The 22,035-nt window shown below is 66.5% G+C and carries 19 protein-coding genes and 1 pseudogene; 7 read left to right on the forward strand and 13 right to left on the reverse strand.

Annotation, left to right across the window (positions count from 1 at the left end):
• Positions 1-34 precede the first annotated feature (34 nt).
• A complete protein-coding gene (locus AC5P7R_RS05205; RefSeq protein ID WP_478435886.1) occupies positions 35-736 on the reverse strand; it encodes an ankyrin repeat domain-containing protein in 702 nt (233 codons plus the stop codon).
• A gap of 122 nt (positions 737-858) precedes the next feature.
• Here AC5P7R_RS05205 and AC5P7R_RS05210 point away from each other — a divergent pair, with 122 nt between their 5' ends.
• From AC5P7R_RS05210 to AC5P7R_RS05220, 3 genes are all read left to right on the forward strand, one after another.
• Positions 859-1,740 carry a LysR substrate-binding domain-containing protein gene (locus tag AC5P7R_RS05210; RefSeq protein WP_478435887.1) on the forward strand — a complete coding sequence of 294 codons (882 nt, stop codon included), beginning with the start codon at positions 859-861 and terminating at the stop codon, positions 1,738-1,740.
• Between the two features lie 162 nt (positions 1,741-1,902).
• Positions 1,903-2,376, forward strand: a complete 474-nt coding sequence (locus AC5P7R_RS05215; protein WP_495213783.1) for a DUF3806 domain-containing protein — start codon at positions 1,903-1,905, stop codon at positions 2,374-2,376.
• Positions 2,377-2,552: 176 nt separating this feature from the next.
• Positions 2,553-2,990: a DUF3806 domain-containing protein gene (locus AC5P7R_RS05220; RefSeq protein ID WP_313312349.1), complete on the forward strand. Its 438-nt coding sequence runs from the start codon at positions 2,553-2,555 to the stop codon at positions 2,988-2,990.
• Between the two features lie 78 nt (positions 2,991-3,068).
• On the opposite strand, the gene AC5P7R_RS05225 is transcribed toward AC5P7R_RS05220, so the two are convergent.
• Positions 3,069-4,229, reverse strand: a complete 1,161-nt coding sequence (locus AC5P7R_RS05225) for an amidohydrolase family protein (protein ID WP_478435889.1) — start codon at positions 4,227-4,229, stop codon at positions 3,069-3,071.
• Positions 4,230-4,411: 182 nt separating this feature from the next.
• Here AC5P7R_RS05225 and AC5P7R_RS05230 point away from each other — a divergent pair, with 182 nt between their 5' ends.
• Positions 4,412-5,053, forward strand: coding sequence for a hypothetical protein (locus tag AC5P7R_RS05230; RefSeq protein ID WP_111099211.1), 642 nt, complete (start codon positions 4,412-4,414; stop codon positions 5,051-5,053).
• A gap of 80 nt (positions 5,054-5,133) precedes the next feature.
• Here AC5P7R_RS05230 and AC5P7R_RS05235 read toward each other — a convergent pair whose 3' ends face one another.
• Complete coding sequence (locus tag AC5P7R_RS05235; RefSeq protein ID WP_134735542.1) at positions 5,134-7,860, reverse strand: TonB-dependent receptor plug domain-containing protein; 2,727 nt, start codon at positions 7,858-7,860, stop codon at positions 5,134-5,136.
• Between the two features lie 216 nt (positions 7,861-8,076).
• On the opposite strand from AC5P7R_RS05235, the gene AC5P7R_RS05240 reads away from it, so the two are divergent.
• Positions 8,077-8,676, forward strand: a complete 600-nt coding sequence (locus AC5P7R_RS05240; protein WP_478435890.1) for a GNAT family N-acetyltransferase — start codon at positions 8,077-8,079, stop codon at positions 8,674-8,676.
• On the opposite strand, the gene AC5P7R_RS05245 is transcribed toward AC5P7R_RS05240, so the two are convergent.
• Both AC5P7R_RS05245 and AC5P7R_RS05250 read right to left on the reverse strand, forming a co-directional pair.
• Positions 8,673-9,449 (reverse strand): CDP-diacylglycerol diphosphatase, encoded by a 777-nt coding sequence (locus AC5P7R_RS05245; protein ID WP_019660211.1) that lies wholly within the window; start codon positions 9,447-9,449, stop codon positions 8,673-8,675. The genes AC5P7R_RS05240 and AC5P7R_RS05245 overlap by 4 nt on opposite strands.
• A gap of 68 nt (positions 9,450-9,517) precedes the next feature.
• Positions 9,518-10,174, reverse strand: a complete 657-nt coding sequence (locus tag AC5P7R_RS05250; RefSeq protein WP_495213784.1) for a decarboxylase — start codon at positions 10,172-10,174, stop codon at positions 9,518-9,520.
• Between the two features lie 171 nt (positions 10,175-10,345).
• Between AC5P7R_RS05250 and AC5P7R_RS05255 the strand changes: the two genes are divergently transcribed.
• The gene (locus AC5P7R_RS05255) at positions 10,346-10,642 is read left to right on the forward strand and encodes a hypothetical protein (protein ID WP_005410030.1); all 297 of its coding nucleotides are present in this window, start codon (positions 10,346-10,348) and stop codon (positions 10,640-10,642) included.
• A 96-nt stretch (positions 10,643-10,738) separates the two neighbouring features.
• Here the strand turns inward: AC5P7R_RS05255 and AC5P7R_RS05260 are convergent.
• The 7 genes and pseudogenes from AC5P7R_RS05260 to AC5P7R_RS05290 all read right to left on the reverse strand — a co-directional run bounded on the left by AC5P7R_RS05260 (position 10,739) and on the right by AC5P7R_RS05290 (position 18,639).
• A pseudogene (locus AC5P7R_RS05260) lies at positions 10,739-11,622 on the reverse strand (hypothetical protein).
• A gap of 133 nt (positions 11,623-11,755) precedes the next feature.
• Complete coding sequence (gene dld / locus AC5P7R_RS05265; protein WP_227853803.1) at positions 11,756-13,462, reverse strand: D-lactate dehydrogenase; 1,707 nt, start codon at positions 13,460-13,462, stop codon at positions 11,756-11,758.
• Entirely contained in the window at positions 13,459-14,598 is a 1,140-nt protein-coding gene (gene lldD / locus AC5P7R_RS05270; RefSeq protein WP_227853802.1) for an FMN-dependent L-lactate dehydrogenase LldD, read from the reverse strand. Before lldD ends, dld begins: the two co-directional genes overlap by 4 nt.
• Positions 14,599-14,602: 4 nt before the next feature.
• Entirely contained in the window at positions 14,603-15,367 is a 765-nt protein-coding gene (lldR, locus tag AC5P7R_RS05275; RefSeq protein ID WP_005417039.1) for a transcriptional regulator LldR, read from the reverse strand.
• A 53-nt stretch (positions 15,368-15,420) separates the two neighbouring features.
• Positions 15,421-17,079, reverse strand: coding sequence for an L-lactate permease (lldP, locus tag AC5P7R_RS05280; protein ID WP_021204484.1), 1,659 nt, complete (start codon positions 17,077-17,079; stop codon positions 15,421-15,423).
• Between the two features lie 222 nt (positions 17,080-17,301).
• Positions 17,302-17,754, reverse strand: a complete 453-nt coding sequence (locus AC5P7R_RS05285) for an MgtC/SapB family protein (protein ID WP_005413774.1) — start codon at positions 17,752-17,754, stop codon at positions 17,302-17,304.
• A 126-nt stretch (positions 17,755-17,880) separates the two neighbouring features.
• The gene (locus tag AC5P7R_RS05290; protein ID WP_021204485.1) at positions 17,881-18,639 is read right to left on the reverse strand and encodes an SDR family NAD(P)-dependent oxidoreductase; all 759 of its coding nucleotides are present in this window, start codon (positions 18,637-18,639) and stop codon (positions 17,881-17,883) included.
• Between the two features lie 323 nt (positions 18,640-18,962).
• Here AC5P7R_RS05290 and AC5P7R_RS05295 point away from each other — a divergent pair, with 323 nt between their 5' ends.
• Entirely contained in the window at positions 18,963-19,916 is a 954-nt protein-coding gene (locus tag AC5P7R_RS05295) for a helix-turn-helix transcriptional regulator (RefSeq protein WP_111102366.1), read from the forward strand.
• Positions 19,917-20,036: 120 nt separating this feature from the next.
• Here AC5P7R_RS05295 and AC5P7R_RS05300 read toward each other — a convergent pair whose 3' ends face one another.
• Positions 20,037-21,947 (reverse strand): CocE/NonD family hydrolase, encoded by a 1,911-nt coding sequence (locus AC5P7R_RS05300; protein ID WP_134731505.1) that lies wholly within the window; start codon positions 21,945-21,947, stop codon positions 20,037-20,039.
• Positions 21,948-22,035 lie beyond the last annotated feature (88 nt).

Here is a 22,035-nt window from a genome sequence, read left to right on the forward strand (position 1 = left end):
GCACGCCCAGCGTGCGGGTGGAAGGGGTTTGCATTCAGCGGAGCGCGCCGTGCTGGCGCAGCAGGGTCTCAATTCCGGCATAGCCGCGCTGGCGCGCGTGCGTGAGCGGCGTCACGCCATCGCCGTCGGCAAGCTCCGGGTCGGCACCGGCCTCCAGCAGCAGCTGCACGATCTGCACGTGGCGCGCACCGCCATCGCCGAGCAGGATCGCTTCCAGCAGCGCGGTCCAGTGCAGGCGGTTGACATGGTCCACCGCCACGCCCGCGCGCAGCAGCGTACGTACGGTGGCGACGTGGCCACGCTCGGCGGCCGGAATCAGCGCGGTACCGCCATAGCGGTTGGTGCTGCGCAGATCGGCGCCATGCGCCAGGGTCATCGCCAGGATCTCATCCAGGCCGCGCGCGCCGGCGTACAGGTAGGCGCTGTCCTGCAACGCGTCCTTGGCGTTGACTCCCGCCCCGGCCTCGATCAGCTCACGCGCGGCATCCACGTTGTTGCCGTGCGTGGCCAGCAGCAGCGCGGTGCGGCCCTGGCCATCGCGCGCCTCCAGCGTGGTGCCATCCTCGATCGCCTGTCGCACCGCATCGGCGTCGCCGCGGCTGGCGGCATCCCGCAGGCGCGCGTCTGCGTCGGCCCTGGACGTGGCGGTGCAGGCAGGGGTGACCATGGCCAGCAGGCACAACAGCAGCACGCGCGTGAACGGCGCAGGCCAACCAGCGGAATGATGGACGCGCATGACAGTGTCTCCTCATGTCCGTCGCCACGGAACGCCGTGCGACGGTAGCAACAGCCGGGCATTGCCGGCCCCTGTCCTGCATGGTAGAAGTCGGCCCGGGTATCCAGAAGTGAAATGTTCAAATGCAAGACAGTGCCAAATCGAATAGAACTCTGTTCGAACTGGACCTGCTGCGGGCGCTGGTGATGGTGGCCGACTGCGGCAGCTTCACCACGGCGGCCACGCGCCTGCATTCGACCCAGTCCACGGTCAGCCAGAAGGTGCGCCGGCTGGAGGAACTGGCCGGGCATCGCCTGCTCGAACGCGGCCATCGCGACGTGCACCCCACCGATGCCGGCCACACCCTGCTCGGCTACGCGCGGCGCATGCTCGACCTGAACGAGGAAATGGCGCAGGCGCTGGCCGGTGCGACCGTGGAGACCGCGGTCCGCATCGGCGTGCCCGAGGATTTCGTCAACGCGCAGACCACCCGCATGCTGGCCGCCTTCAGCCGTCGCCACCCGCAGGTGAAGCTGGAGATCAGCAGCGGCCTCAGCCGCGACCTGGCGCAGGGCTTCGACCACGGTGAGCTGGACCTGGTGCTGGTCAAGCAACGCCGCAACAGCCGCCAGGCGGTGCATTGCCGGCGCGAGCCGATGCACTGGATCGACAGCCTGCGCAGCAGCTGCCTGCAGCAGGACCCGCTGCCGCTGGTCACCTTCCCGCCGCGCGGACTGTACCGCGACGAGATGATCCATGCCGTGGAAGCGCTGGGCCTGCGCTGGCGCATCGCCTTCACGAGCTCGTCGCTGAGCGGCATCCAGGGCGCGGTGGCCGATGGCATCGGCATCAGCCTGCTGCCACGCCGCGCGGTCAGCCGCGAGCACCGCATCATCGATGGCGAGCGTGGGCTGCCGGTGGTCGACAACTACGAGATCGGCCTGCTGCATCGTGCCGACGCCGATGATGCGGTGCGGGCACTGGCCAGCGAGCTGTGGCGGCAGGTACGGCGCGAACCGGACTGACCACAGTAGATCCACGCCATGCGTGGATGGAAACGACCCTCCGGCATCGGAAAGGGCGCTCGTGCGCCAGCAAATACATGCTTGTCGCAAACGGCCCACTGATCGCGTACCCAAAGTCTGGGCGATAGGGTGGTGAACGCCCTTCTCCGGATTACCCCGCCTATGACCAGCACGTACCAGGTTACTTTGACCCCTGCTCCGAAGGACGAAGCCGACATGCGGTTCGATCCGCTGCCACCTGCACTCATCGTGCACATGCAGCAGCAGCGTGCACAGGTTGCTGCCCTCGTCGCATCTGCGTTCCCCACCGTTCCTGTTCAATGGCCGCTGCTGCCGAGCACGCTGCAACGCGTAGTCGATGCAGAACTGATCGATCGCGATGATTGTGACGGTTGGGAAGCACTAGGGGTCGCATTCGGTGACTGTCTAGCACAGCGTGTACCGGAACTTGCCTGGACCCAGGTAACCGATGCCTGGGGCGTCGATGCGGTTCTACGCTATGGAGAGGCCAACAGCATCGTCAGCGCCGTCACCATGTTGATCAAGCGCGTCGAAGAAGGCGAGGCCATCGAGATCAATCATCTGCTTGAAGCCCTCGAGGAGCTCATCATCCAGCAAGCGCTAAAGTCCAACTGAGCCCATGAGAGCACGATTGAGCCTCGCAGAATGACGTATACGGACCTTGATGCTGCACCTGCGGGAGCAATCAGAGTTCGCGCATTGATCATCGATATCTGATCAGACCTGCCACGCCAAGGCACTACATCGCCGGCTACAGTGACTCTTGTTTCCGTGCTCCACGGCGCCTTGCCATGTCCGACGAAATTCCCACCCGTTTCGATCCCCTGCCTGCTGCACTGCAGACGCATCTGCAGCACCAGCGTTCGCTGATCGCCGCGCGCGTGGCCGCCGGCTTTCCGACGTTGCCGGTGCAGTGGCCGCTGGCGGCCACCACCCTGCAGCGCGTGGTCGATGCCGAGCTGATCGATCGTGACGACGGCGATGGCTGGGAAGCGCTGGGCGTTGCGTTCGGTGACATCCTGGCCCAGCGCGTGCCGGGCCTGGCCTGGATGCAGGTCACCGATGCCTGGGGCATCGATGCAGTGCTGCGCTATGCCGACAGCAGCCTGCAGATCGGCGCCAGCACCCTGCTGCTCAAGCGCGTGGAGCAGGGCGAGATCATCGACATCGCCCACCTGCTTGCGTGGCTGGAAGAGTTCGTCGCTACCCGCGCCGACGATTACGCCTGACGGCATATCGGGGTAGATCCACGCCATGCGTGGATGAATGAGACCGCGCGATGGTGCCGTCCACGCCATGACGTGGATCTACAGCCAGCGGCCGTCGACCACCACCCTGCGCTCCACCGGCACCCCGGCCACGGCGGCCGGGCCGTGGTCGGCACGCACGGCCACGAAGGTCGCCGGCCGGCCTTCGGCAATACCATGCTGCGGCAGGCCGATCACCTGCGCGGCATGGGTGGTGACCATGTCCAGCGCCAGCATCAGGTCGGCATCGGTGTAGAAGCCCGACCGATAGCCGAGCAACATCGCGCGCTGCAGCAGGTCGCCATTGCCATACGGCCACCAGCAGTCGCGGATGTTGTCATTGCCTGCGAACACGCGCACACCGGCATCATGCAGCGCGCGCAGCGGCGGGAACGGATGATCGCCCGGCGCGTTGCTCATGATCGCCACACCCGCCGTGGCCAGTGCTTCGCCCACCTGCAGCGCGCGCGCCAGCGGCACTTCGCCCAGCGAATAGGCATGGCTGACCGCAACCCGCCCCTGCAGGCCGGCAGCCCGCGTCCGCGCCGCGATGCGCAGCAGCTGGGCCAGGCCGGTTTCGCCGGGCTCGTGCAGATGGATGTCCAGCTGCACGCCGTAACGCTCGGCCAGGCCGAACAGCAGCGCCAGCTGGCCTTCGGCATCACCATCGAGCGTGGTCGGGTCGATGCCGCCGAGCACCTCCACGCCCGCGGCAAGCGCCTGCTCCAGTACGGCGGCGGTGCCGGGACAGGACATCACCCCGGCCTGCGGAAACGCCACCAGCTGGATCCGCATGATGTCGGCGCAGCGCAGTGCCGCCTCGCGCACCGCTTCGAGATGGCCGAGACCGGTGCTGCCGTCGATATCGACATGGCAGCGCATCGCCACCGTACCGAAAGCACTGCATTGGCGGATCAGCGCCTCGGCACGGTCCACCATCGGTGCCGCACCCGCCACCGCCGCCTTCTCCACCGCCAGCCGCTCGCGCAGGCTGTTCACCGGCTGGTGCGGGTGCCAACGGTCGCCGACGAAGCTCTTGTCGAGGTGAATGTGGCCGTCGACCAGCCCGGGCAGCACCGCGAAGCCCTGCAGGTCGACGCATTCCGCCCCGTCGGCTGGCGCCGCCTCGCCATTAAGCCCGCTGATGCGGCCATCACGGATATGGAAATGCAGTGGCGCACCGTCGCGGTCGACACCGCCATGGACGAACTGGAGGGTCATCGGGAACTCCCGGAATGCCAAGAATGGCGCCATCGTGCGCCTCGCCGCAGCCATCGGCCAACGAAATATCTGGATGGCACGCATTCACCAGAACGATGACTGCCCTGCGACAACCGGTCGCAGCCACGCCGTGCACACCCCTGAACGGGTAACATGGGCGCCTGTTTCCGCTGTGATGCCGCATGGGCCCGTCCGACCGCCACGATCGTCTCCGCCGCTGGCAGGCCGCGTCCCTGCTTGCCGCCGCCCCGATCGCCAGCCTGTCCGCCACTGATGCGGCGGCCGCTGCGCCGCTGCAGTCGCCGCCGGGCCAGCAGCGCATTGCCCCGGCTGCACTGGTCGAGCGCCTGCACCAGCGCGTGCTGTCCGGGCAGAGCGCCACTGCCACGCTGGAACACTGGTGTGCCGAACATGGCCTGGCCGAACAGGCGCGGGTCCGCGCGGTGCGTGTGCACGGCCAGGACAAGCCTGCCCCGGCCGATGTGCTGCAGGCGCTGGGTGTGAAGCCGGGTGCCGACCTGCGCTATCGCCGCGTGCAGCTGGTCTGCGGCAGCCGCGTGCTGTCCGAGGCCGACAACTGGTACCTGCCCGGCCATCTCAGCCCGGCCATGAACCAGGTGCTGGACAGCACCGACGAACCCTTCGGTCGCGTGGTCGGCCCGCTCGGTTTCCAGCGCCAGACCTTGGCCGACCAGACGTTCTGGCCGCCGCGGGGCGAAGGCGACCGCGGCGTGATCCTGGAGGTGCGTGCCCTGTTGCGCGACCGCCAGCAGCAGCCTTTCAGCTACGTCATCGAGTCGTACCTGCAGCAGGCACTGCCCTAGGCCGCCGGCGCGCGCCATCACAGCGGATAGGGACACAGCAGAAGGCCCGGCATTGCCGGGCCTTCTGTCTGCCCGCCCGATCAGCGGAACCGGTAGTCCAGCTGCACCCAGTACTGGCGGCCATACGGGTCGTAGTTGCCGACCGGGTAGAACGGCCAGCCGCCACCGTTCCTGTCCGCCGGCGGGCGGCTGTCGCGCAGGTTGTTGACGATCACGCCCACCGACAGGTTCTCGCCGAACTGGCGGAACACGCTGGCGTTGTACGTCATGTACGGCGCGATGCGGCCACTGCCATCGGTCTTCGGCAGCGAGCCGAAGCGGTTGCCGTACAGCGTAGTGGTCCAGTCACCCTGGTTCCAGGTGATGCTGCCGTTGGCCTTGCTGCGCCACTGGTAGTCATCCAGCGAATTGCGGATGTCACGCTCCGGATCATCGGAGAACTGCCGGTACTTGTGCTCCAGCACCACGGTGTAGGCCAGGCGCGTGGTGAACCGGCCATAGTGGCCGGCATCGAAACGCCAGTTGCCCTTCAGGTCCAGGCCGCGCACCGATTCGGAGGCCGCGTTGATCGGGTTGATCAGCACGCGGGTTACCTGGTCCGGCTGCACCGTGGCATTGGACGGGTTGCGGATCACCCGCGACAGCGCGTCCTGGCACAGCGGTGAACCGATATCGCGTGCTTCGCCACCCAATGTGCGGCCCAGGCGGCAATCGGCTTCATCACGAAGAATACGGCTGGTGTCGAGGCTGGTGACCTCATTGTCGATACGGATGTCGTAGTAGTCAGCACTGAAATCCAGCCCGGACAGCGGCGACCAGACCACGCCGAAACCATAGGATTTGGCGGTTTCCGGCTGCAGCTGTGCGTTGGCGCGGTTGCTGTAGTCGATCGACAGGCCGTTGTAATCGCAGTTGTCATACGACTGGCCTGCGGTGCGGCAGCGCCAGTAATCGGTCATGCCCGGGTTGTAACCACGCGTCTCGGTCGCGAACACGTAGTTCATGTCCGGCGCCCGGAAGCTGGTGGCAGCGGTACCACGGATCAGCAGGCTCTCGATCGGGCGGAACTCGACGCCGAAGCTCCAGGTCGCCTTGCCGATGTGCTCACCACCGGCACGGTACTGGTCATAGCGCCCGGCCAGGGTGGTGGTGAGCGACTGCAGCAACGGCAGCTGCAGCTCCACGCCGGCAGCATAGCGGTCGCGCTCGCCACCGGCACCAATACCGGCGCTGGTGTTCCAGAATTCACCGGTGCCCAGTCGCGGGTCCGGTCGATTGCGATAGCCCTGGCTGCCAGCCTCGACCACCGCGGCCAGCGCAGCGTCGCCACCGGGCAGTGCGAACAGCCGGCCGTTGACGCTGGCGCTGAAGGTCTGCAGCCACGCCGCGTTGCGGCTCTCCTGGTAGCCGGACAGGCTCTGGTACTCGTTCGGGCTCAGCGGCTGGAACAGGCGCGCCGGATCCGGCGCATAGACCTCTACGCCATTGCGCACGCCCAGCTTCGGGCCAAGCAGGTATTCGTTGATACCGGCCAGCAGCACCGGGCGGCGGGTGCGGTTCTCGTAACGCGAGCGGCCGTACACCGCCTCATAGTCCCAGCCAGTGTCGCCGATCTGGCCGCGCGCACCGACGTTGAATGACCACGAGTTTTCCAGGAAGCGGTTGGCGTTGCGCGGCAGGCCACCGATTTCCTCGGGCGCAAAGCGGCGGTACCAGCTTTCCAGGTTGCCGGTGGTCTGGTTGTAGAAGTAGTTGCGCGCCGAGGTCCAGGTGGGCGCACGGGTGTTGTTGGTGATGCGTGCACTGCCCACGGCCAGGTCGGCGAACAGGTCGGTGGTCTCGTTGACGTGGAAGGTCAGCAGGCCGTAGCCGTTGAGGTTGCGCTTCTCGGTCTGCACCGTCCAGTAGCTGGCGGCGGCCTCGTTGCTGCCGCAGTACCAGCCCTGGCGCGGGTTGAAGGCACGGAACACGCTGCCGCCATAGATGTCCGACGCCGCGTCGCAGCCATTGGCGCCCGGATCGATGTTGCGACCGGTAGCGGCGTTGCGGCGATACGCGATCGCGGTCGCCTGCGGCGCCTTGCCGGCGGGGTCATCATCCAGCGAGTCCATGAAATCGCGCTGGCGCGCATGGATCGCCTTGCGCACGTCGAACTCGAAGCCGAACAGGGCATCCCAGCGCTCGCCGGAACTGCCACCGACCACCTGCGCGCGCTGGTTGTCACCCCCGCCCTGCTGGGTGCCGCCGGCCCGCACGTTCACGTCCACGCCCTCAAAGCGGTCCTTGAGGATGATGTTGACCACACCGGCGATGGCATCGGAGCCGTACACCGCCGACGCACCGGCCGCCAGCACCTCGATGCGCTCGATCAGCGCACTGGGGATGTTGGCCAGGTTGACCACGTTCACCGAGCCCTCGTAGGCCAGCGGATAGTCGGCCTGGCGGCGGCCGTTGACCAGCACCAGCGTGCGGTTCGGGCCCAGCCCGCGCAGGTTGATGGTGTTGGCGGCCGGGGTGAAGGTATTGCCGAAGTCCTCGCCCTGCACGTTGCCGGTGTTCTCGGTCAGCGCGCTCAGCGCATCGAAGGCATTGCGGTAGCCCTGCGCGTCGATCTGCTCGCGGCTGATCACCGTCACCGGCGAGGGCCCCTCGACACTGGCGCGCGGAATGCGCGAGCCGGTGACCTTCACTTCCTGCAATGTGGTGGGCGCGCTTTCCTGCGCGAAGGCCGGCAGCGAAACCAGCATCAGGGACGACAGTGCGAGCACCAGCGGACGCGGGCGCAGCGCCTTGGGGGAGGCGGACATGGGCTTCCTGGGGGGAGTTGGGCGGGTGGTAGCGGGAGCGGCCTGTGGGGCACATAACGATCCCGTAACGAAAGTGTCCTGAATGGGTGGTTTCAACGGAAATGACCAGGCCTGATGGCCTTATGCCTGAACCGAATCAGTCCCCCGGCGCCGCTCACCGCATTTTTGCAATGTTTTGAATGGTGCAGGGGGGCGGGCACGGCCATCGTGCCGGGGATGATGATCCCGTATCCCACCCCGCTTCTCCCCCCGTTGCGGCCGGTGCTGCGCCGTCACCTGCTGCAGCTGCAGGCCGCACCGGTCACCCTGCGCCCGTTCCAGCGTACCGACCTGCCGCGCTGGCGCTTGTTCGATGATCGCCGCCGGCGCGGCCGACGCCATCCGGCGGGTATCGACGAGGAAGCCCGCTTCCTGGCCCACATGCACCGTTCGCGGCTGGAGCAGGACAACGATCAGCTGATGCTGGGAGTATTCGATGACGAGCACGGCACAGTACTGGACCAGTTGCATGTCCGCCTGCAGTGCTTGCAGACGCGCTGCGCCGAGCTGCTGTCGCAGCAGCATTGGCACCCGCACGCGGATGCAGCGCTGCGGGCGCTGTGCCCGTTCCTTTTCGAGGATGTGGGCGTGCACCGCCTGTTCGTGATGCTGCCACCGGACTGCAGCAGCCCGTTCGCCACTGCACTGCACGCCTTCGGCTTCGAACAGGAAGGGCTGCTGCGCGACCATCACCTGGATCTGGACGGTTGGCAGGATCGCCAGCTGCTGGCGCTGACCGCGCCGGTCTGGCGCAGCCGCCAGCACCCCGAGAGTTAGCGGACCCGCTCCAGCGATACGCCTGCGCCGGTCAGCACCGCGCAGGCGTGGTCCTGCAGCTCTTCAGCGCTGGCCTCGTTACCGGTGCCGGGGTCCACACGGGTGGCCAGCAGGATGAAACCCGGGCCACCCTGCACCGGGTCCCGTCCCGCCACCACCAGGCTCCACTGGCCCACGTCGTCCACGCCGGCGAGGTCATAGGCCAGCAGATTGAGCGGATTGGCGGTCAGTTCCGCGCCCGGCAACAGGCGGGCCTGGTACTGATGACCACGCAGCGGCACCGGCAGCGGTGCCCAGCGGCTGCCCAGGGCAACGGCATGCGCGTCCAACGCCTGCAGCACGTCGGCACGCAGGCAATCCACGTGGATGTGCAGCTGGTGCTGCGAACGGCCGTGCGGCGAGTTCAACGCCAGGCTCGCGACGTTGCGCGGCAGCGGTTGCCGCAAGGCCTGCTCGGTATGGCTGCGCGCCTGCCAGGCCGCAGCGAAGTAGTTCGGTGCACCGCGCTGGTACAGGCTGCGGCTCTCGATACCGCTGACCTTGTCCAGCGGCATCAGCAGGAACTGGTAGTCGCCGTGCGCGTCCTTGACCAGCACATCGCGGCGGTCTGCGGCCGGCTCCACCCGCAGGCAGTCACCCCGCGGCCCTCCAGCGCCACGGCAGTCACGCTCGATCAACCGCCACAGCGCATCGGCATGAGCCGGTGGCGGCGGCGCGCTTGCACAGGCAGACAAGAGCAGAAGGGACGGCAGCAGGAAGGGGCGCAGGGACACGGAAACAACTCACGGAACAGGCACGGCACACAGCGCCGCGCTGCATTCTAGCCAGTGCGCTGCTGCAATCAGTAGGTGCCGAACGGCACTTCAACCACGATCGGTGCCCCGCCCTCGCCCGCCTGCAGGCTGTAGCGGTCCAGCGCACCATCGTCATCAGCATGCGGCTGGCGTTGGAAATGCAGCGGATAGCGAATGTCTCCCAGGCGGACGGCGCTGCCGTCGGCCTCCAGCGCGGCACCTTCGGGAATAAGCAGCCCGCCCAGGTCGCTGTAGGCGCACGGCACGTCGGCGAAGCTGTAGTCGGCCAGTTCGTCCACCCGTTGCATCGCATAGACGTGCGGCACATAGGGACGTACCGGGCTGCGGCCATTGCTCAGGTCGGTCACCCAGGCCTGCGGCAGGTGGTACTGCTCACGCAGCGCGGCCACCCCCAGCGAGGGGCTGGCCACCTGCAGGCAGCACACCGTCCGCTTGCCTTCACGGTCGAGAATAGCGAAACGGTCGCCACGGGTCGCCGCCTGCGGCAGCATGGCAAAGGCCAGATTACGCTGCGCAGGCTCGTAGCCCGCTTCGGTCTGCAGGTTGCGCCAGGCGCCGAACACCGGGGTTTCGACCGCCGCAGGTTCCGGATCGGCAGCGGAGGCGGCAGACGCCACGCCCAGCAACGACAGCGCCAGCGCCGTCATCGTCTTGTTCTTGCCGCGGAAACTGCCTGACGTCATACCGTACCCAACACCTGCGCCGGAAGGGCCCGGCCTGCCTGCTGGCGTACTGCCAGCCATTGCTCCCACTATGCAATGACCACGCTGTGCCGGCAATGACCGGGGCGCTGACGCCGTTCGCACGCCCGGTGCTATCGTTCCCGTCATCTTCCCCTGCGCAGGAGCGCTCGCATGTCCGCATTCCGTCTGTCCCTGTTGCTGCCAGCCTCTGCCCTGCTGCTGTCGGCCTGCGTCAGCACCCCTGGCCCGGAAGTCAAAGGCAGCGGCCGCTGCGACGCCAGCCAGCTGGGCTGGGCGATCGGCCAGCCGGCCAATGAGCCCAACATCCGCCGCCTGTCCCGCGAGAGTGGTGCCGGCCTGGTCAACCCGATCGGCCCCAGCACCATCACCACCAAGGACATCCGCCAGGACCGCCTGCGCGTATTCGTGGACAAGGACAACGTCATCACGTCCACGCGCTGCGAGTAAGCGCCGCCACAGTTTTTGTAGAGCCGAGCCCACGCTCGGCTGCTCTGCGGCCGGGCCACGCGAGAACCCGAGTCGAGCATGGCTCGACTCTACACTTCAGGGTTCGGTATAGCCGGCGCAGTCCGGCAGCGCCTGGTCCGGGTGGAACATGCCCTCGCGGAAGTGGAACAACCGCGTATAGGTGCACGCCGGATCCTGCTCGGTGCGCAGGTCTTTCTTCTTCAGCGGCCCCTTGGCCAGCGAATCCTCGAAGCGCGAAACACCGGCCGGGAACCGGGTCGCCACGGTCTGGTAGCGCAGCACCGGCATACCCTCGGCAGCCGTGTCCAGCGCCAGCCTCGCCGAGAAGCCGTATTCGTCGTGGCAGGCACCGGCGCGCTGCCTGATGTCCTGCTCGCTGAAACAGGCGCGGATCATCGCATTGCCCAGCCATGGCACGGTCAGCACGTCGTCGTCCACCTGGATGTCGTCCTGCAGGTGGCGCACGCGTGCCAGCTGCAGCGTGGACGCGTCGGCACCTCCACCGGAGTACATGGTGCTGAACGTGACGATGCCACCCACCAGCACATTCTGGCGGGCGCGCTGCTGCGGGTCGGTCACCGGTTCATCGCTGCCCACGCCAGGGGCCAGCCGCACGATCCATGGCCACAGCGACAGCTCGCTTTCTGCGGCACGTCGATGCTGACGTGGTAGGTGTGCGGCTTGCCCCGGCCCTGCACCTTCTCAAGCACTTCCAGCACGCTCGGCCGGTCACCCTCCTCGGCAACCGGTTGCACGCGCATGCACCAGTTGCCGTCCCGCGTGCAGTCATAAAGCCCCGACGGTCCAGTCTCACTCGCGATCAGCACCTGTCCCAGCGGCTCCATCACATTGCCGGCGGTATCGCGCTGCTGCGGCAGGATCGCGGACTGGGCCAGCGCCAGCAGCGGGGTCGCCAGCAATGCGACGCCCATGGTCGTGCGGGCAACGATGATGGGCATTGAGGAGATTCCTGCTCGTGGGATCCAGATGGTAACCGCTGCCGTTGTAGAGTCGAGCCATGCTCGACTGCTGTCTGTCGGAAAGAGCAGCCGAGCATAGGCTCGGCTCTACAGCAAAGCCAGTTTGTATCCGTCAATGCCCACTACAGTCGCAGCCACCCCACCCCTTGGCCTTCGAGGTCTGGCCGATGCCCGGGTTGAACGTATTGCTCGGGTCCAGCTGCCTGTAGAAGCCCGCCAGCGCAGGCTTGGCAGGGTACAGGTGGCCGACATTGTGCTCGGCCGGATACTCGGCGCCACGCTGGTCCAGCAGCGCCCACATCGCATGCTCGATCGCCATCGGGTCTTCACCTTTGCGCGCGATGTAGTCCTGGTGGAACACGTGGCACAGGAAGTGGCCGTAGTACAGCTTGTGCAGCAGGCGCGCGTCGATATCCGCCGGTAGCTGTTCGAACCAGTCGGCATCGTCACGTCGCAGCGCGATGTCCAGCGCGACGATGTCCTGCACCTGGTCACGATGCACTTCACGGTAGCGCACCGCGGCACCGGCCACGGCAAAGCGATGCAGGAACGCCTTGCGTCCCTCCTCCGCCGTGCAGTGGAAATAGCCGCCTTCGTGGCCGGCGAAGAAGCTGCGTAGCCAGGCCTCGGTTTCCGCAGCGTCCTGGGCAGAGACCTTCAGCAACAGGTGATGCTCGTAGCGCTGACGGAACTCGCCCATGCGCTTGGGCAGGTGCGAGGGCAGCAGGCCCGTCAGCACCTGCATCACACGGTCGGTCACGCCGCGCAGGCCCAACCGCTCGAACCAGCCATCGACACGGCTCTTCAACGCGAACGCGGCGGGCACGCGGGAAGTGCCAAGGCGGTCGATCAGCAGGAAGCTGTCCTTGCCGTAGCGCTCGCCGATATCATAGGCATCGCGGTGGATGTACTCGCCGGCAATCGGCAGGCGCTCGAAGCCGGTCAGCAGCTGGCGCCGGATCGCGGTGAGGCTGTCGATGCGGTTGCTGCCTATATAGAAGACCTCTGCAGCCTCTTTTTCGAAGGTGTCCAGGCGCACCGCGAACACTGCCAGCTTGCCGGCAGATCCCGCTGCCTCGAAGTGGCGGCTGGGGTCGGCATTGAAGCGTGCCGGGGTATCGGCGTCGACCTTGCGCACTTCCTCGGCATAGCGTGGGTCGGAAGCCGCACGGCCGTCGCCATCGCCCACGTCGGCGGCCGTGTAGTCACCGGCCTGCAGGCGCTGCAGGATCTGCTCGGGCGTATCACCCAGCGCGATGCCCAGATGATTGACCAGCTGCAGCTGGCCCTGCGCATCGACCTGCGCATACAGTGCCAGCTCGGTGTAGGCCGGGCCGCGGCGCACCAGCGCACCGCCGGAGTTGTTGCAGATGCCGCCCAGCACCGAGGCACCGATGCAGGACGAGCCGATCACCGAATGCGGTTCGCGACCCAGCGGGGCCAGCGTCTGCTCCAGGCGGTCCAGCGTGGCACCCGGCAGGCACAGCACCTGGCGGCCTTCGTTCAACAACTGGATGCCGGTCAGGCGCAGCGTGCTGACCAGCACGATCGGCCGGCCATAGTCATCGCCGTCCGGGGTCGAGCCGCCGGTCAGGCCGGTGTTGGCCGCCTGCAGGATGATCGCCGCGCCGCCCTGCACCGCTGCCTGCAGCACGTGCCACAGTTCCAGCAAGGTACCCGGACGCACCACCGCCAGTACCGGGCCATCGCCGAAGCGGTAGCCGCGACGGAAGCGGCGCGTGGCCTTGTCACCGGTCAGTACATGGCGACCGCCGACCGTATCGCGCAACTGCGCCAGCACCGCATCGTGGCCACTCATGGCAGACTGGCCAGCGAATCGCGGCCGATGTCGGCGATGCGGCGCGCGCCGGTCAGCGTCATCGCCACGCGCATTTCCTTGGCGATCAGGTCCAGCAGGTTGGCCACCCCGGCTTCGCCCTGCGCAGCCAGCGCATAGACGAAGGCGCGACCCAGCAGCACGGTGTCGGCACCCAGCGCCAGCATGCGCACCACGTCCAGGCCGGTACGGATGCCCGAATCGGCGAGAATCTTCAGGTCGCCCTGCACCGCGTCGGCGATGGCCGGCAGTGCGCGTGCGGTGGACAGCACGCCGTCCAGCTGGCGGCCACCGTGGTTGGAGACCACGATGCCATCGGCACCGAACTTGACCGCATCACGCGCGTCATCCGGGTCGAGGATGCCCTTGATCACCATCGGGCCCTTCCAGAATTCGCGGATCCACTCCAGGTCCTTCCAGGAAATGGAGGGATCGAAGTTGCTGCCCAGCCAGCCGATGTAGTCCTCCAGCCCGGTCGGGTTGCCGCGGTAGGTGGAGATGTTGCCCAGGTCATGCGGGCGCCCGAACAGGCCCACGTCCCACGCCCAGTGCGGATGGGTGATGGCCTGGCCGATACGGCGCAGCGAGGCGTTCGGGCCGCTCATGCCGGAGTGTGCATCGCGGTAGCGCGCACCCGGCACCGGCATGTCCACGGTGAACACCAGCGTAGTCACGCCCGCGGCCTGTGCCCGCTCCAGCGCATTGCGCATGAAGCCGCGGTCGCGCAGCACATACAGCTGGAACCACATCGGCCGCTGGATGGCCGGGGCGACTTCCTCGATCGGGCACACCGATACAGTGGACAGGGTGAACGGGATGCCGCGGCTGTCGGCCGCGCGCGCTGCCTGTACTTCACCGCGCCGGGCATACATGCCGGTCAGGCCGACCGGCGCCAGCGCCACCGGCATCGCCAGTCTTTCGCCGAACAGCTCGGTTTCCAGGCTCAGGTCGGACATGTTGCGCAGGATGCGCTGGCGCAGCGCGATGTCGGACAGGTCGGAAACGTTGCGCTTCAGCGTGTGCTCGGCATACGCGCCGCCATCGATGTATTGGAACAGGAACGGCGGCAGCCGGCGTTGCGCTGCGGCACGGTAATCGGTGGAGGCGGAGATGATCATGGGGTCAACCGTGTGGGGAAGGCAGGCGCGAGGCCCGCGCACGCCGGGCTTCGTTGTCATCGAGGGTGCGCAGCGTGGTGTGCACGAATTCGAGGTGGGCATGCGCGGCGGCGCGCGCGCGTTCGGGGTCGCCCGCCAGCACCGCGTCCATCATCTCGCGGTGCTGGTCGGACAACGGCGAGAAGGTCCTCGCCGAGGTGTAGAGCTTTTCGCGGCTCTGCGAGATGTTGGTCTGCAGCAGTTCGAACAGCCCGCGCATCACCTGCAGCAGCACCAGGTTGTGCGAGGCCTCGGCGATGGACAGGTGGAAGGCCGCGTCGGCCTCCGCCTCGCCGGTGGGGTCGTCCTTGCCGTGCGCGTCCATCATGGTCTGGAAGGCCTGTGCGATGCGCGCGCGGTCCTCGTCGGTGGCACGCAGCGCCGCATGCCAGGCGGTGGCACCTTCCAGCGCGTGGCGGATCTCCAGCACGTCGAAGCGGTATTCCGGGTCGCCCTGGAACAGCGGCAGGTACGGCGCCAGCGGTTCATCCAGTGCCTGCCGCGCGCGTGCCGCAGGCTCGGCCACGTAGGTGCCGCCACCGACCCGTGCGGTCAACAGACCCTGGCTGGCAAGCTGCGCGATGGCCTCGCGCAGCGCGGTGCGCGAGACCCCCAGCTGCACCGCCAGGGTGCGCTCGGCCGGCAGCCGGTCGCCCGGCCGCAGCTGTTGTTCCTGCACCAGGCCGCGCAGCTGCGCAGCCACCTTGTCCGAAATACGTTGCGTGCTCATGGCGCCATTGTGGCCCGAAGCGCGCAGCGGGTGGTTGGCCAGCCGCGCATGGCTCAGGGAATCATCCAGGTCAGCCAGTAAGCCTGGGCCAGGGTGATCAGGCCGACCATCGTGGTGAAGATCAGGCTGTGCTTGACCGTGAAGCGGAACAGATCCGATTCCTTGCCGGCCAGGCCGACCGCCGCGCAGGCAATGGCGATCGACTGCGGCGAGATCATCTTGCCGGTGACACCACCGGTGGTGTTGGCCGCTACCAGCAGCACGTCGGACACGCCGATCTGCTGCGCGGTGGTGGCCTGCAGTGCCGAGAACAAGGCATTGGACGAGGTGTCCGAGCCGGTCAGGAACACGCCCAGCCAGCCCAGGAATGGCGAGAAGAACGGGAACGCGTCGCCGGTGTGCGCCAGTGCCAGCGCCAGCGTCGCCGACAGGCCCGAATAGTTGGCGATGAAGGCGAAGGCGAGCACCATGCCGATCGAGTAGATCGGCATGCGCAGCTCACGCACGGTTTCGCCGAAGGTGCGCAGCGCCAAACGGGCCGGCATACGCAGCGCGATGATCGCGATCATCGCAGCGAGGATGATCGAGGTACCGGTGGCCGAGAACCAGTCGAACTTGTAGACGGCTTCGTAGCTCAACGGTGCATCCACGATCGGCGGCATCTTCTGCACCATCTGGTCCAGGCCCGGCACCGGGATCTTGAGCACCCAGCTTTCCAGCGGGCCACCCGCCGCGAACAGCGACTTGAACGGCTTGATGCTCCACAGCGTGACCATCGCGGTGAGGATCAGGAACGGCGACCACGCCTTGGCGATCTGGCCAATGCTGTAGCGGGGCGCTTCCAGTGCCTGTGCGGCCGCCTCGGCGCTGGTTTCGGTATCGAAGCGGAAGATCCGCACCGGCTTCCAGCGGCGCAGGAACAGGGTCAGGCACACCAGCGACGCCAGCGACGCGGTGATGTCCGGCAGTTCCGGGCCGATGAAGTTGGAGGTCAGGTACTGCGCGATGGCGAACGAGCCACCCGCAACCAGCACCGCCGGCCACGTTTCCCTGATGCCGCGCCAGCCATCCATGATCGCCATGATCCAGAACAGCACGATGATGGTCAGGAACGGCAGCTGGCGGCCGGCCATCTGGCCGATCTCGAATGCATCCAGGCCGGTGACCTGCCCGGCCACGATGATCGGAATGCCCATTGCACCGAACGCCACCGGTGCGGTGTTGACGATCAGGCACAGGCCGGCGGCATACAGCGGCTTGAAGCCCAGCCCGACCAGCAGTGCCGCGGTGATCGCCACTGGCGCACCGAAACCGGCCGCGCCCTCCAGGAAGGCACCGAAGGCGAAGCCGACCATCAGCATCTGCAGGCGCTGATCCTCGGTGACCGAGAGGATCGAGGCGCGGATGATGTCGAACTGCCCGGTCTTGACCGAGACCTTGTAGAGGAATACGGCACCGATGATGATCCAGGCGATCGGCCACAGGCCATAGACGAAGCCGAAGCCGGCCGCGCCCAGCGCCTGGGCCAACGGCATGCGGTAAAACAACAGCGCCACACCAAGCGCGATGGCCACGGTGATCGTGCCGGCGAGCCAGCCCTTCATGCGCAGCACGGCCAGGGCAATGAAGAAGAACGCGATCGGCAGCAGCGCGATCAGGCTGGACAACCACAGGTTGCCGGCGGGGTCGTACAGGTGTTGCCAAGGCTGCATGAAGATTCTCGACTGGGAACGGAGGAGCCCACCGCAAGCGGTGGGTCGCCGTGGCCGTCGATCATTGGTATTACCATTGATGATTTCGATCAGACCACTTCTAGCAGATTTAACCGCCACTCCGACGACGAGCCTATTAGACCATAGGGCTAGCCGTCATATTGGTCCGACCATTACAAACTTCATGGTAGTGCCGGCCGCTGGCCGGCAACGCGACCTTCCCTACGAAATCCGCTTCTCCAACCGCCGCATCACCGCCAGCACCAGCACGCACAGCACGCTCACCCCGATCGCGATCACGTACTTGCTGATACCCACCGCAATCCCGATGGCCGCCGCCATGATCAGCGAGCTGGCCGTGGTCAGCCCGCTGACCTGGTCCTCGCGCGAGCCGCGCAGGATGGTGCCGGCAGCAACGAAGCCTACGCAGGCCACCACGGCCTCGATGAGGCGTACCGGGTCGACCTGCAGCAGGTCGCGGTAGCGCTCCTGCTGGAAATGTTCGGCCACCGAGTCGCCGAGGCCAACGATCAATGCTGCTGCTCCGGCAATCAGCATGTGCGTACGCAGGCCAGCGGCGTGCTTGCCCATCTCGCGCTCGACGCCGAGCACGCCGCCGAACAGCATCGCTGCGGCAACGCGCAGCAGGATCGAGACATCCTGGGTAAGTTCCATTGGAAAGGTCCGGAATTTTCCCGGAGCGTCGCGCGACGATCGTGGGACGGCGGTGAAGGCGATGGCACGCCTTCTTCACCGCACGCTTTCATCCACGCATGGCGTGGATCTACTGACCGCATTCGCTCACTGTGCCAGATAGCCACCATCGATGGCATAGTACGCGCCGGTCGCGAACGAGGCATCGTCGCTGGCCAGCCAGGCTACCAACGCGGCCACTTCCTGCGGCGTACCCAGCCGCTTCAACGCGTGCCGCCCTTCCAGCGTGGCGCGCACCTTCGGGTCCATTTTCTCCAGCAGTGGCGTGCCGATGAAGCCCGGACCCACCGCGTTGACACGGATGCCGTCGCCCGCATGTTCCCACGCTGCGGTCTGGGTCAGCCCGACCACGCCGTGCTTGGCCGCCGCATAAGCAGTGGAACCGGCATAGCCCACCTGGCCCAGGATCGAGGCCATGTTGATGATGCTGCCGCCGGTTCCAGCAGCGCGCATTGCGTGGATCTGCGCACGCTGACACAGGAACACGCTGGTGAGGTTGACGTCGATCACGCGCTGCCAGCCATCGATCGGATAGTCACCGCTGCTGGCCGCCGGCCCACCGATACCGGCGTTGTTGACCGCCACATGCAGGCCGTCGAGTTCCTTGATGGTGCGCTGCACCGCCGCCTCCACCGCTGCATCGTCGGTGACGTCCAGCGCGATGCCAATCGCCTGTGCACCGGCATCGCGCAACTGCGCCACGGTGGCATCCACCGCATCCTGCTTCAAGTCCCAGACCGAGATCCGCGCGCCGGATGCCGCCAGGGTCTGCGCCACGGCCAGACCAATGCCGGACACACCGCCGGTCACGATCGCGGTCTTGCCGGTGAGTTGGTAGTCAATCATCTGCGTTCTCCGTCGGTGGGGGGTATCCAAGTGGCCTGCAACAGCCAACCGCCCCACCCTACGCGCGCGCCCGTGACGGCCAGGCTGACATCGCATCTTCAGGTGATCGTTCCAGCCATAAGACCTCAACTGAAGTTTATGTATGGAATTACGTACGGATATGCATGCAAAACGCCGGCGTATGTTCGGCAGCATTTCACTTTGGCCGTAATCGCCAATCGTTTTGACCTTATTGAGGTCAAAAGCGCGCGAATCGCGGCGACAATGGGAAACACTTCCAGTTTCTTCGACACATCCAATTCAACCTGTGTTTGCGCAGAGCGATGTCCCGATATTTCACTTTTGCTGATTACCGCCACTTCGGCGAACGCCATGGCTACGACTACCGGATCGAAGGGAGTGAACTGCGCGACGACCAATGGGCAGGGCGTGGCGACGTCCACGAGCAGTCACTGCGCGGTGGCCTGGGCCTGATCGCCTCGGACGTGCACAACCGGTTCACCTACACGGCCACCGCTGTGCACGGTGCCGGCCTGACCATCCGCCTGATGCTGCAGGGCGAAGTGGATGTCCAGTTTCCTCGTCGCAAGGGGTTCACGCTGCGCGCCGGCACAGGCATGACCACAAGTCACCATGAACCTGTTTCCATGGCCGGTCTGCATCCTGGTGGCAGCCACCTGCGCGGGGTCAGCTTGAGCGTACCGGCCGATCTGGACGTGGACACGCTGCGCCTGCCGGCACTGCAACGGGTCCTTCATTCCCCTCTGCAGTGCCGCCACTGGGCCATTCCGCATGCCTTGCTGCCAACGCTCGCCCAATTGTTCGACAGTCCCTGGCAGGACGACATCGATGCGCTGTGGCGCGAAGGCGTGGCCCTGCAGGTGTTGGCCGTCGGCCTCCAGGCCGAGGATATGCAGACCGAGCATGTACGCACACTGCGCGCCGGCCAGCGCGAGCGGCTGGAGCGCGTGCGTGCCTACCTGCATGACGACCCCAGCCATGCCCACAGCCTGATCGAACTGGCCCAGCTGGCCTGCATGAGTCCCAGTTCGCTGCGCCGCCACTTCGCACAGCAGTATGGAAGCTCGGTGTTCGACTATCTGCACGAACAGCGCATGCGCCACGCCGAACAGGGCCTGCGCGAGGACGGCTGGACAGTTGAACAGGCCGCTGCGGCCTGTGGTTACCGCCATCCCAGCAACTTCGCTGCGGCGTTCCGCAAGCGTTTCGGACTGGTGCCCAGCCGCTGGCGCACGGGCCCATCGAAGGTGGACTGAAGGCCCGGGCCCTGGCAGGTGTCGACCTTGGTCGACACGCTCCTGCGCCATCGCGGATGCCGGCCAGCGGCCGGCACTTCCACGTGCTGCCGGGCATGGCCCGGCTTCATCATGAGCAGCTCAATACACCGGCAGATCGATGTAGCTCGCCTGTGCCGCGCTATGCCAGACGCGCTGCGTGGCCTTCTGGTAATCGCCCGGCCTGGCCAGGTAAATATTCGGCACGTAAGTCTGCGGGTTGCGGTCATACAGCGGGAACAGGCTGGACTGCACCTGCACCATCACCCGGTGGCCCTTCTGGAAGGTGTGGTTGGCGTTGGGCAGATCGAAGCGATACGGCAGCACCTGGTTGGCGGCCAGAGGCTTCGGATCGGTGAAGCTCTCGCGGTAGCGGCCACGGAAGATCGCCAGCGACACCGGCAACTGGTAGCCCCCCATCTCCGGCGTGGACGCTTCCTGGTCCGGATACACGTCGATCAGCTTCACCACCCAGTCGCTGTCGGTGCCACTGGTCGAAGCCTGCAGGTGAACCACCGGCGCGCCGCCGATGCGCAGCGGCGCGGTCAGCGGTTCGGTGATGAAGGTCAACACGTCCGGGCGCCCATCGACGAAGCGCTGGTCCTTGACCAGCCAGGTGGTCCACATGTCGCGGTCGCCGAAGCGGACCGGGCGCGGCACGAACGGCACCGGCTTGGCCGGGTCGGACACGTATTCCTCGAAGTCGCCCTCGCCCGCCGCCGGTGCCTGGAACGCCAGCTTGCCGCCGGCGCGCAGGTACAGCGGCTTGCTGCTGGCGGAACAGCCCTTGTCACAGCTGCGCGGCCAACCCTTCAGGCGGTCCCAGTGGTTTTCGCCGGTGTTGTAGATCAGCACCGGTGGCGTATCGGCCTTCGGCGCGCCATCCACCAGGTACTGGTCGAAGAAGGGCTTGAGCACGTCGCGGCGGAACTGCAGCGCGGTATCGCCGTCGAACTTCAGCGCACCCAGTTCGCTGCCGCTGTAGTTCACCTGGCTGTGTCGCCACGGGCCCATCACCAGGTAATTGCGGTTGTTGCCGCTATCGCGTCCTTCCATCGCCTGGTAGGCGTGGTTGGCACCCCACATGTCCTCCTGGTCCCACAGGCCCTGCAGCCACATGGTCGGCACCTTCAGCGGTGTCTTTGCCATCACCGCGTCCAGCGCCTGGCCCTGCCAGAAGCCGTCGTAGGCCGGATGCTCGACCAGCTTCTTCCACCAGGTCAACTGGTCCACGCCGGTGAAACGCGCGTAGTCGCCTGCCGAGCCGATGCGGAGGAAGGTGCTGTAGTCGTCGTAGCCGAGGCTGGGCAGCGACGTACCCTTGCCGCGCTTCTCGGTCTGCATGGCGAAATAGTTGAAGTTGACCTGGCGGAACGCACCGTAGTTGAGCCAGTCGTCGCCCATCCAGCCATCAACCATCGGGCTCTGCGGTGCGGCCACCTTCAGTGCCGGGTGCGGGTCGGTCAGCGCCATCACCACGGTGAAACCCTCGTACGACGAACCGAGCATTCCGACCTTGCCATTGCTCTCCGGCACGTTCTTCACCAGCCAGTCGATGGTGTCCCAGGCGTCGGTGGAATGGTCGACTTTGGTGTTGTTCAATGGCCCGCGCAGCGGCCGGGTCATCACGTAATCGCCCTCGGAGCCATACTTGCCGCGGATATCCTGGAACACGCGGATGTAGCCGCCGTCGACGAACACCTCGTCACCCTGCGGCAACAGGTCGCGCATGCGCGGCGAATCACTGCGGCTGGCGCGACCGGCAGCATCATAGGGGGTCCGGGTCAGCAGAATCGGCGCATTGTGGGCGCCCTTGGGCACCACGATCACCGTATACAGCTTGGTGCCATCACGCATCGGCACCATCACCACGCGCTTGTCGTAGTCGCGACCGACATCCGGGGCAACGAAGGGCTTGCCGCTGATATCCGGGGTCATCGGCGGGGTATCGGCGGCCAGCACGGTGCTGGACAGGCAAAGGGCAATGGCTACAGCGACGGCACGCACACGCATGGACAACCCCTCCCGGCAGGAAAGCCTCAAGCCTACTCCTGCCCCGGGCCGTGAAGTGTGTGCAGGCTTTGCATTCTGCGGTGGATGC

This window comes from Stenotrophomonas sp. YJH_SMC_27, from assembly GCF_059369815.1.

What these genes read in the sequence shown, in the direction of transcription:
- AC5P7R_RS05220 (WP_313312349.1), top strand. Translation starts at nt 2,553, where the DNA reads ATGTCCGACGAAATTCCCACCCGTTTCGATCCCCTGCCTGCTGCACTG.
- dld (WP_227853803.1), bottom strand. Translation starts at nt 13,462, where the DNA reads ATGAGTGGCCACGATGCGGTGCTGGCGCAGTTGCGCGATACGGTCGGC.
- AC5P7R_RS05255 (WP_005410030.1), top strand. Translation starts at nt 10,346, where the DNA reads ATGTCCGCATTCCGTCTGTCCCTGTTGCTGCCAGCCTCTGCCCTGCTG.
- AC5P7R_RS05285 (WP_005413774.1), bottom strand. Translation starts at nt 17,754, where the DNA reads ATGGAACTTACCCAGGATGTCTCGATCCTGCTGCGCGTTGCCGCAGCG.
- lldP (WP_021204484.1), bottom strand. Translation starts at nt 17,079, where the DNA reads ATGCAGCCTTGGCAACACCTGTACGACCCCGCCGGCAACCTGTGGTTG.
- AC5P7R_RS05230 (WP_111099211.1), top strand. Translation starts at nt 4,412, where the DNA reads ATGGGCCCGTCCGACCGCCACGATCGTCTCCGCCGCTGGCAGGCCGCG.
- AC5P7R_RS05210 (WP_478435887.1), top strand. Translation starts at nt 859, where the DNA reads ATGCAAGACAGTGCCAAATCGAATAGAACTCTGTTCGAACTGGACCTG.
- AC5P7R_RS05240 (WP_478435890.1), top strand. Translation starts at nt 8,077, where the DNA reads ATGATGATCCCGTATCCCACCCCGCTTCTCCCCCCGTTGCGGCCGGTG.
- AC5P7R_RS05225 (WP_478435889.1), bottom strand. Translation starts at nt 4,229, where the DNA reads ATGACCCTCCAGTTCGTCCATGGCGGTGTCGACCGCGACGGTGCGCCA.
- AC5P7R_RS05295 (WP_111102366.1), top strand. Translation starts at nt 18,963, where the DNA reads ATGTCCCGATATTTCACTTTTGCTGATTACCGCCACTTCGGCGAACGC.
- AC5P7R_RS05235 (WP_134735542.1), bottom strand. Translation starts at nt 7,860, where the DNA reads ATGTCCGCCTCCCCCAAGGCGCTGCGCCCGCGTCCGCTGGTGCTCGCA.
- AC5P7R_RS05300 (WP_134731505.1), bottom strand. Translation starts at nt 21,947, where the DNA reads ATGCGTGTGCGTGCCGTCGCTGTAGCCATTGCCCTTTGCCTGTCCAGC.
- AC5P7R_RS05215 (WP_495213783.1), top strand. Translation starts at nt 1,903, where the DNA reads ATGACCAGCACGTACCAGGTTACTTTGACCCCTGCTCCGAAGGACGAA.
- AC5P7R_RS05250 (WP_495213784.1), bottom strand. Translation starts at nt 10,174, where the DNA reads ATGACGTCAGGCAGTTTCCGCGGCAAGAACAAGACGATGACGGCGCTG.
- lldR (WP_005417039.1), bottom strand. Translation starts at nt 15,367, where the DNA reads ATGAGCACGCAACGTATTTCGGACAAGGTGGCTGCGCAGCTGCGCGGC.
- AC5P7R_RS05205 (WP_478435886.1), bottom strand. Translation starts at nt 736, where the DNA reads ATGCGCGTCCATCATTCCGCTGGTTGGCCTGCGCCGTTCACGCGCGTG.
- lldD (WP_227853802.1), bottom strand. Translation starts at nt 14,598, where the DNA reads ATGATCATCTCCGCCTCCACCGATTACCGTGCCGCAGCGCAACGCCGG.
- AC5P7R_RS05290 (WP_021204485.1), bottom strand. Translation starts at nt 18,639, where the DNA reads ATGATTGACTACCAACTCACCGGCAAGACCGCGATCGTGACCGGCGGT.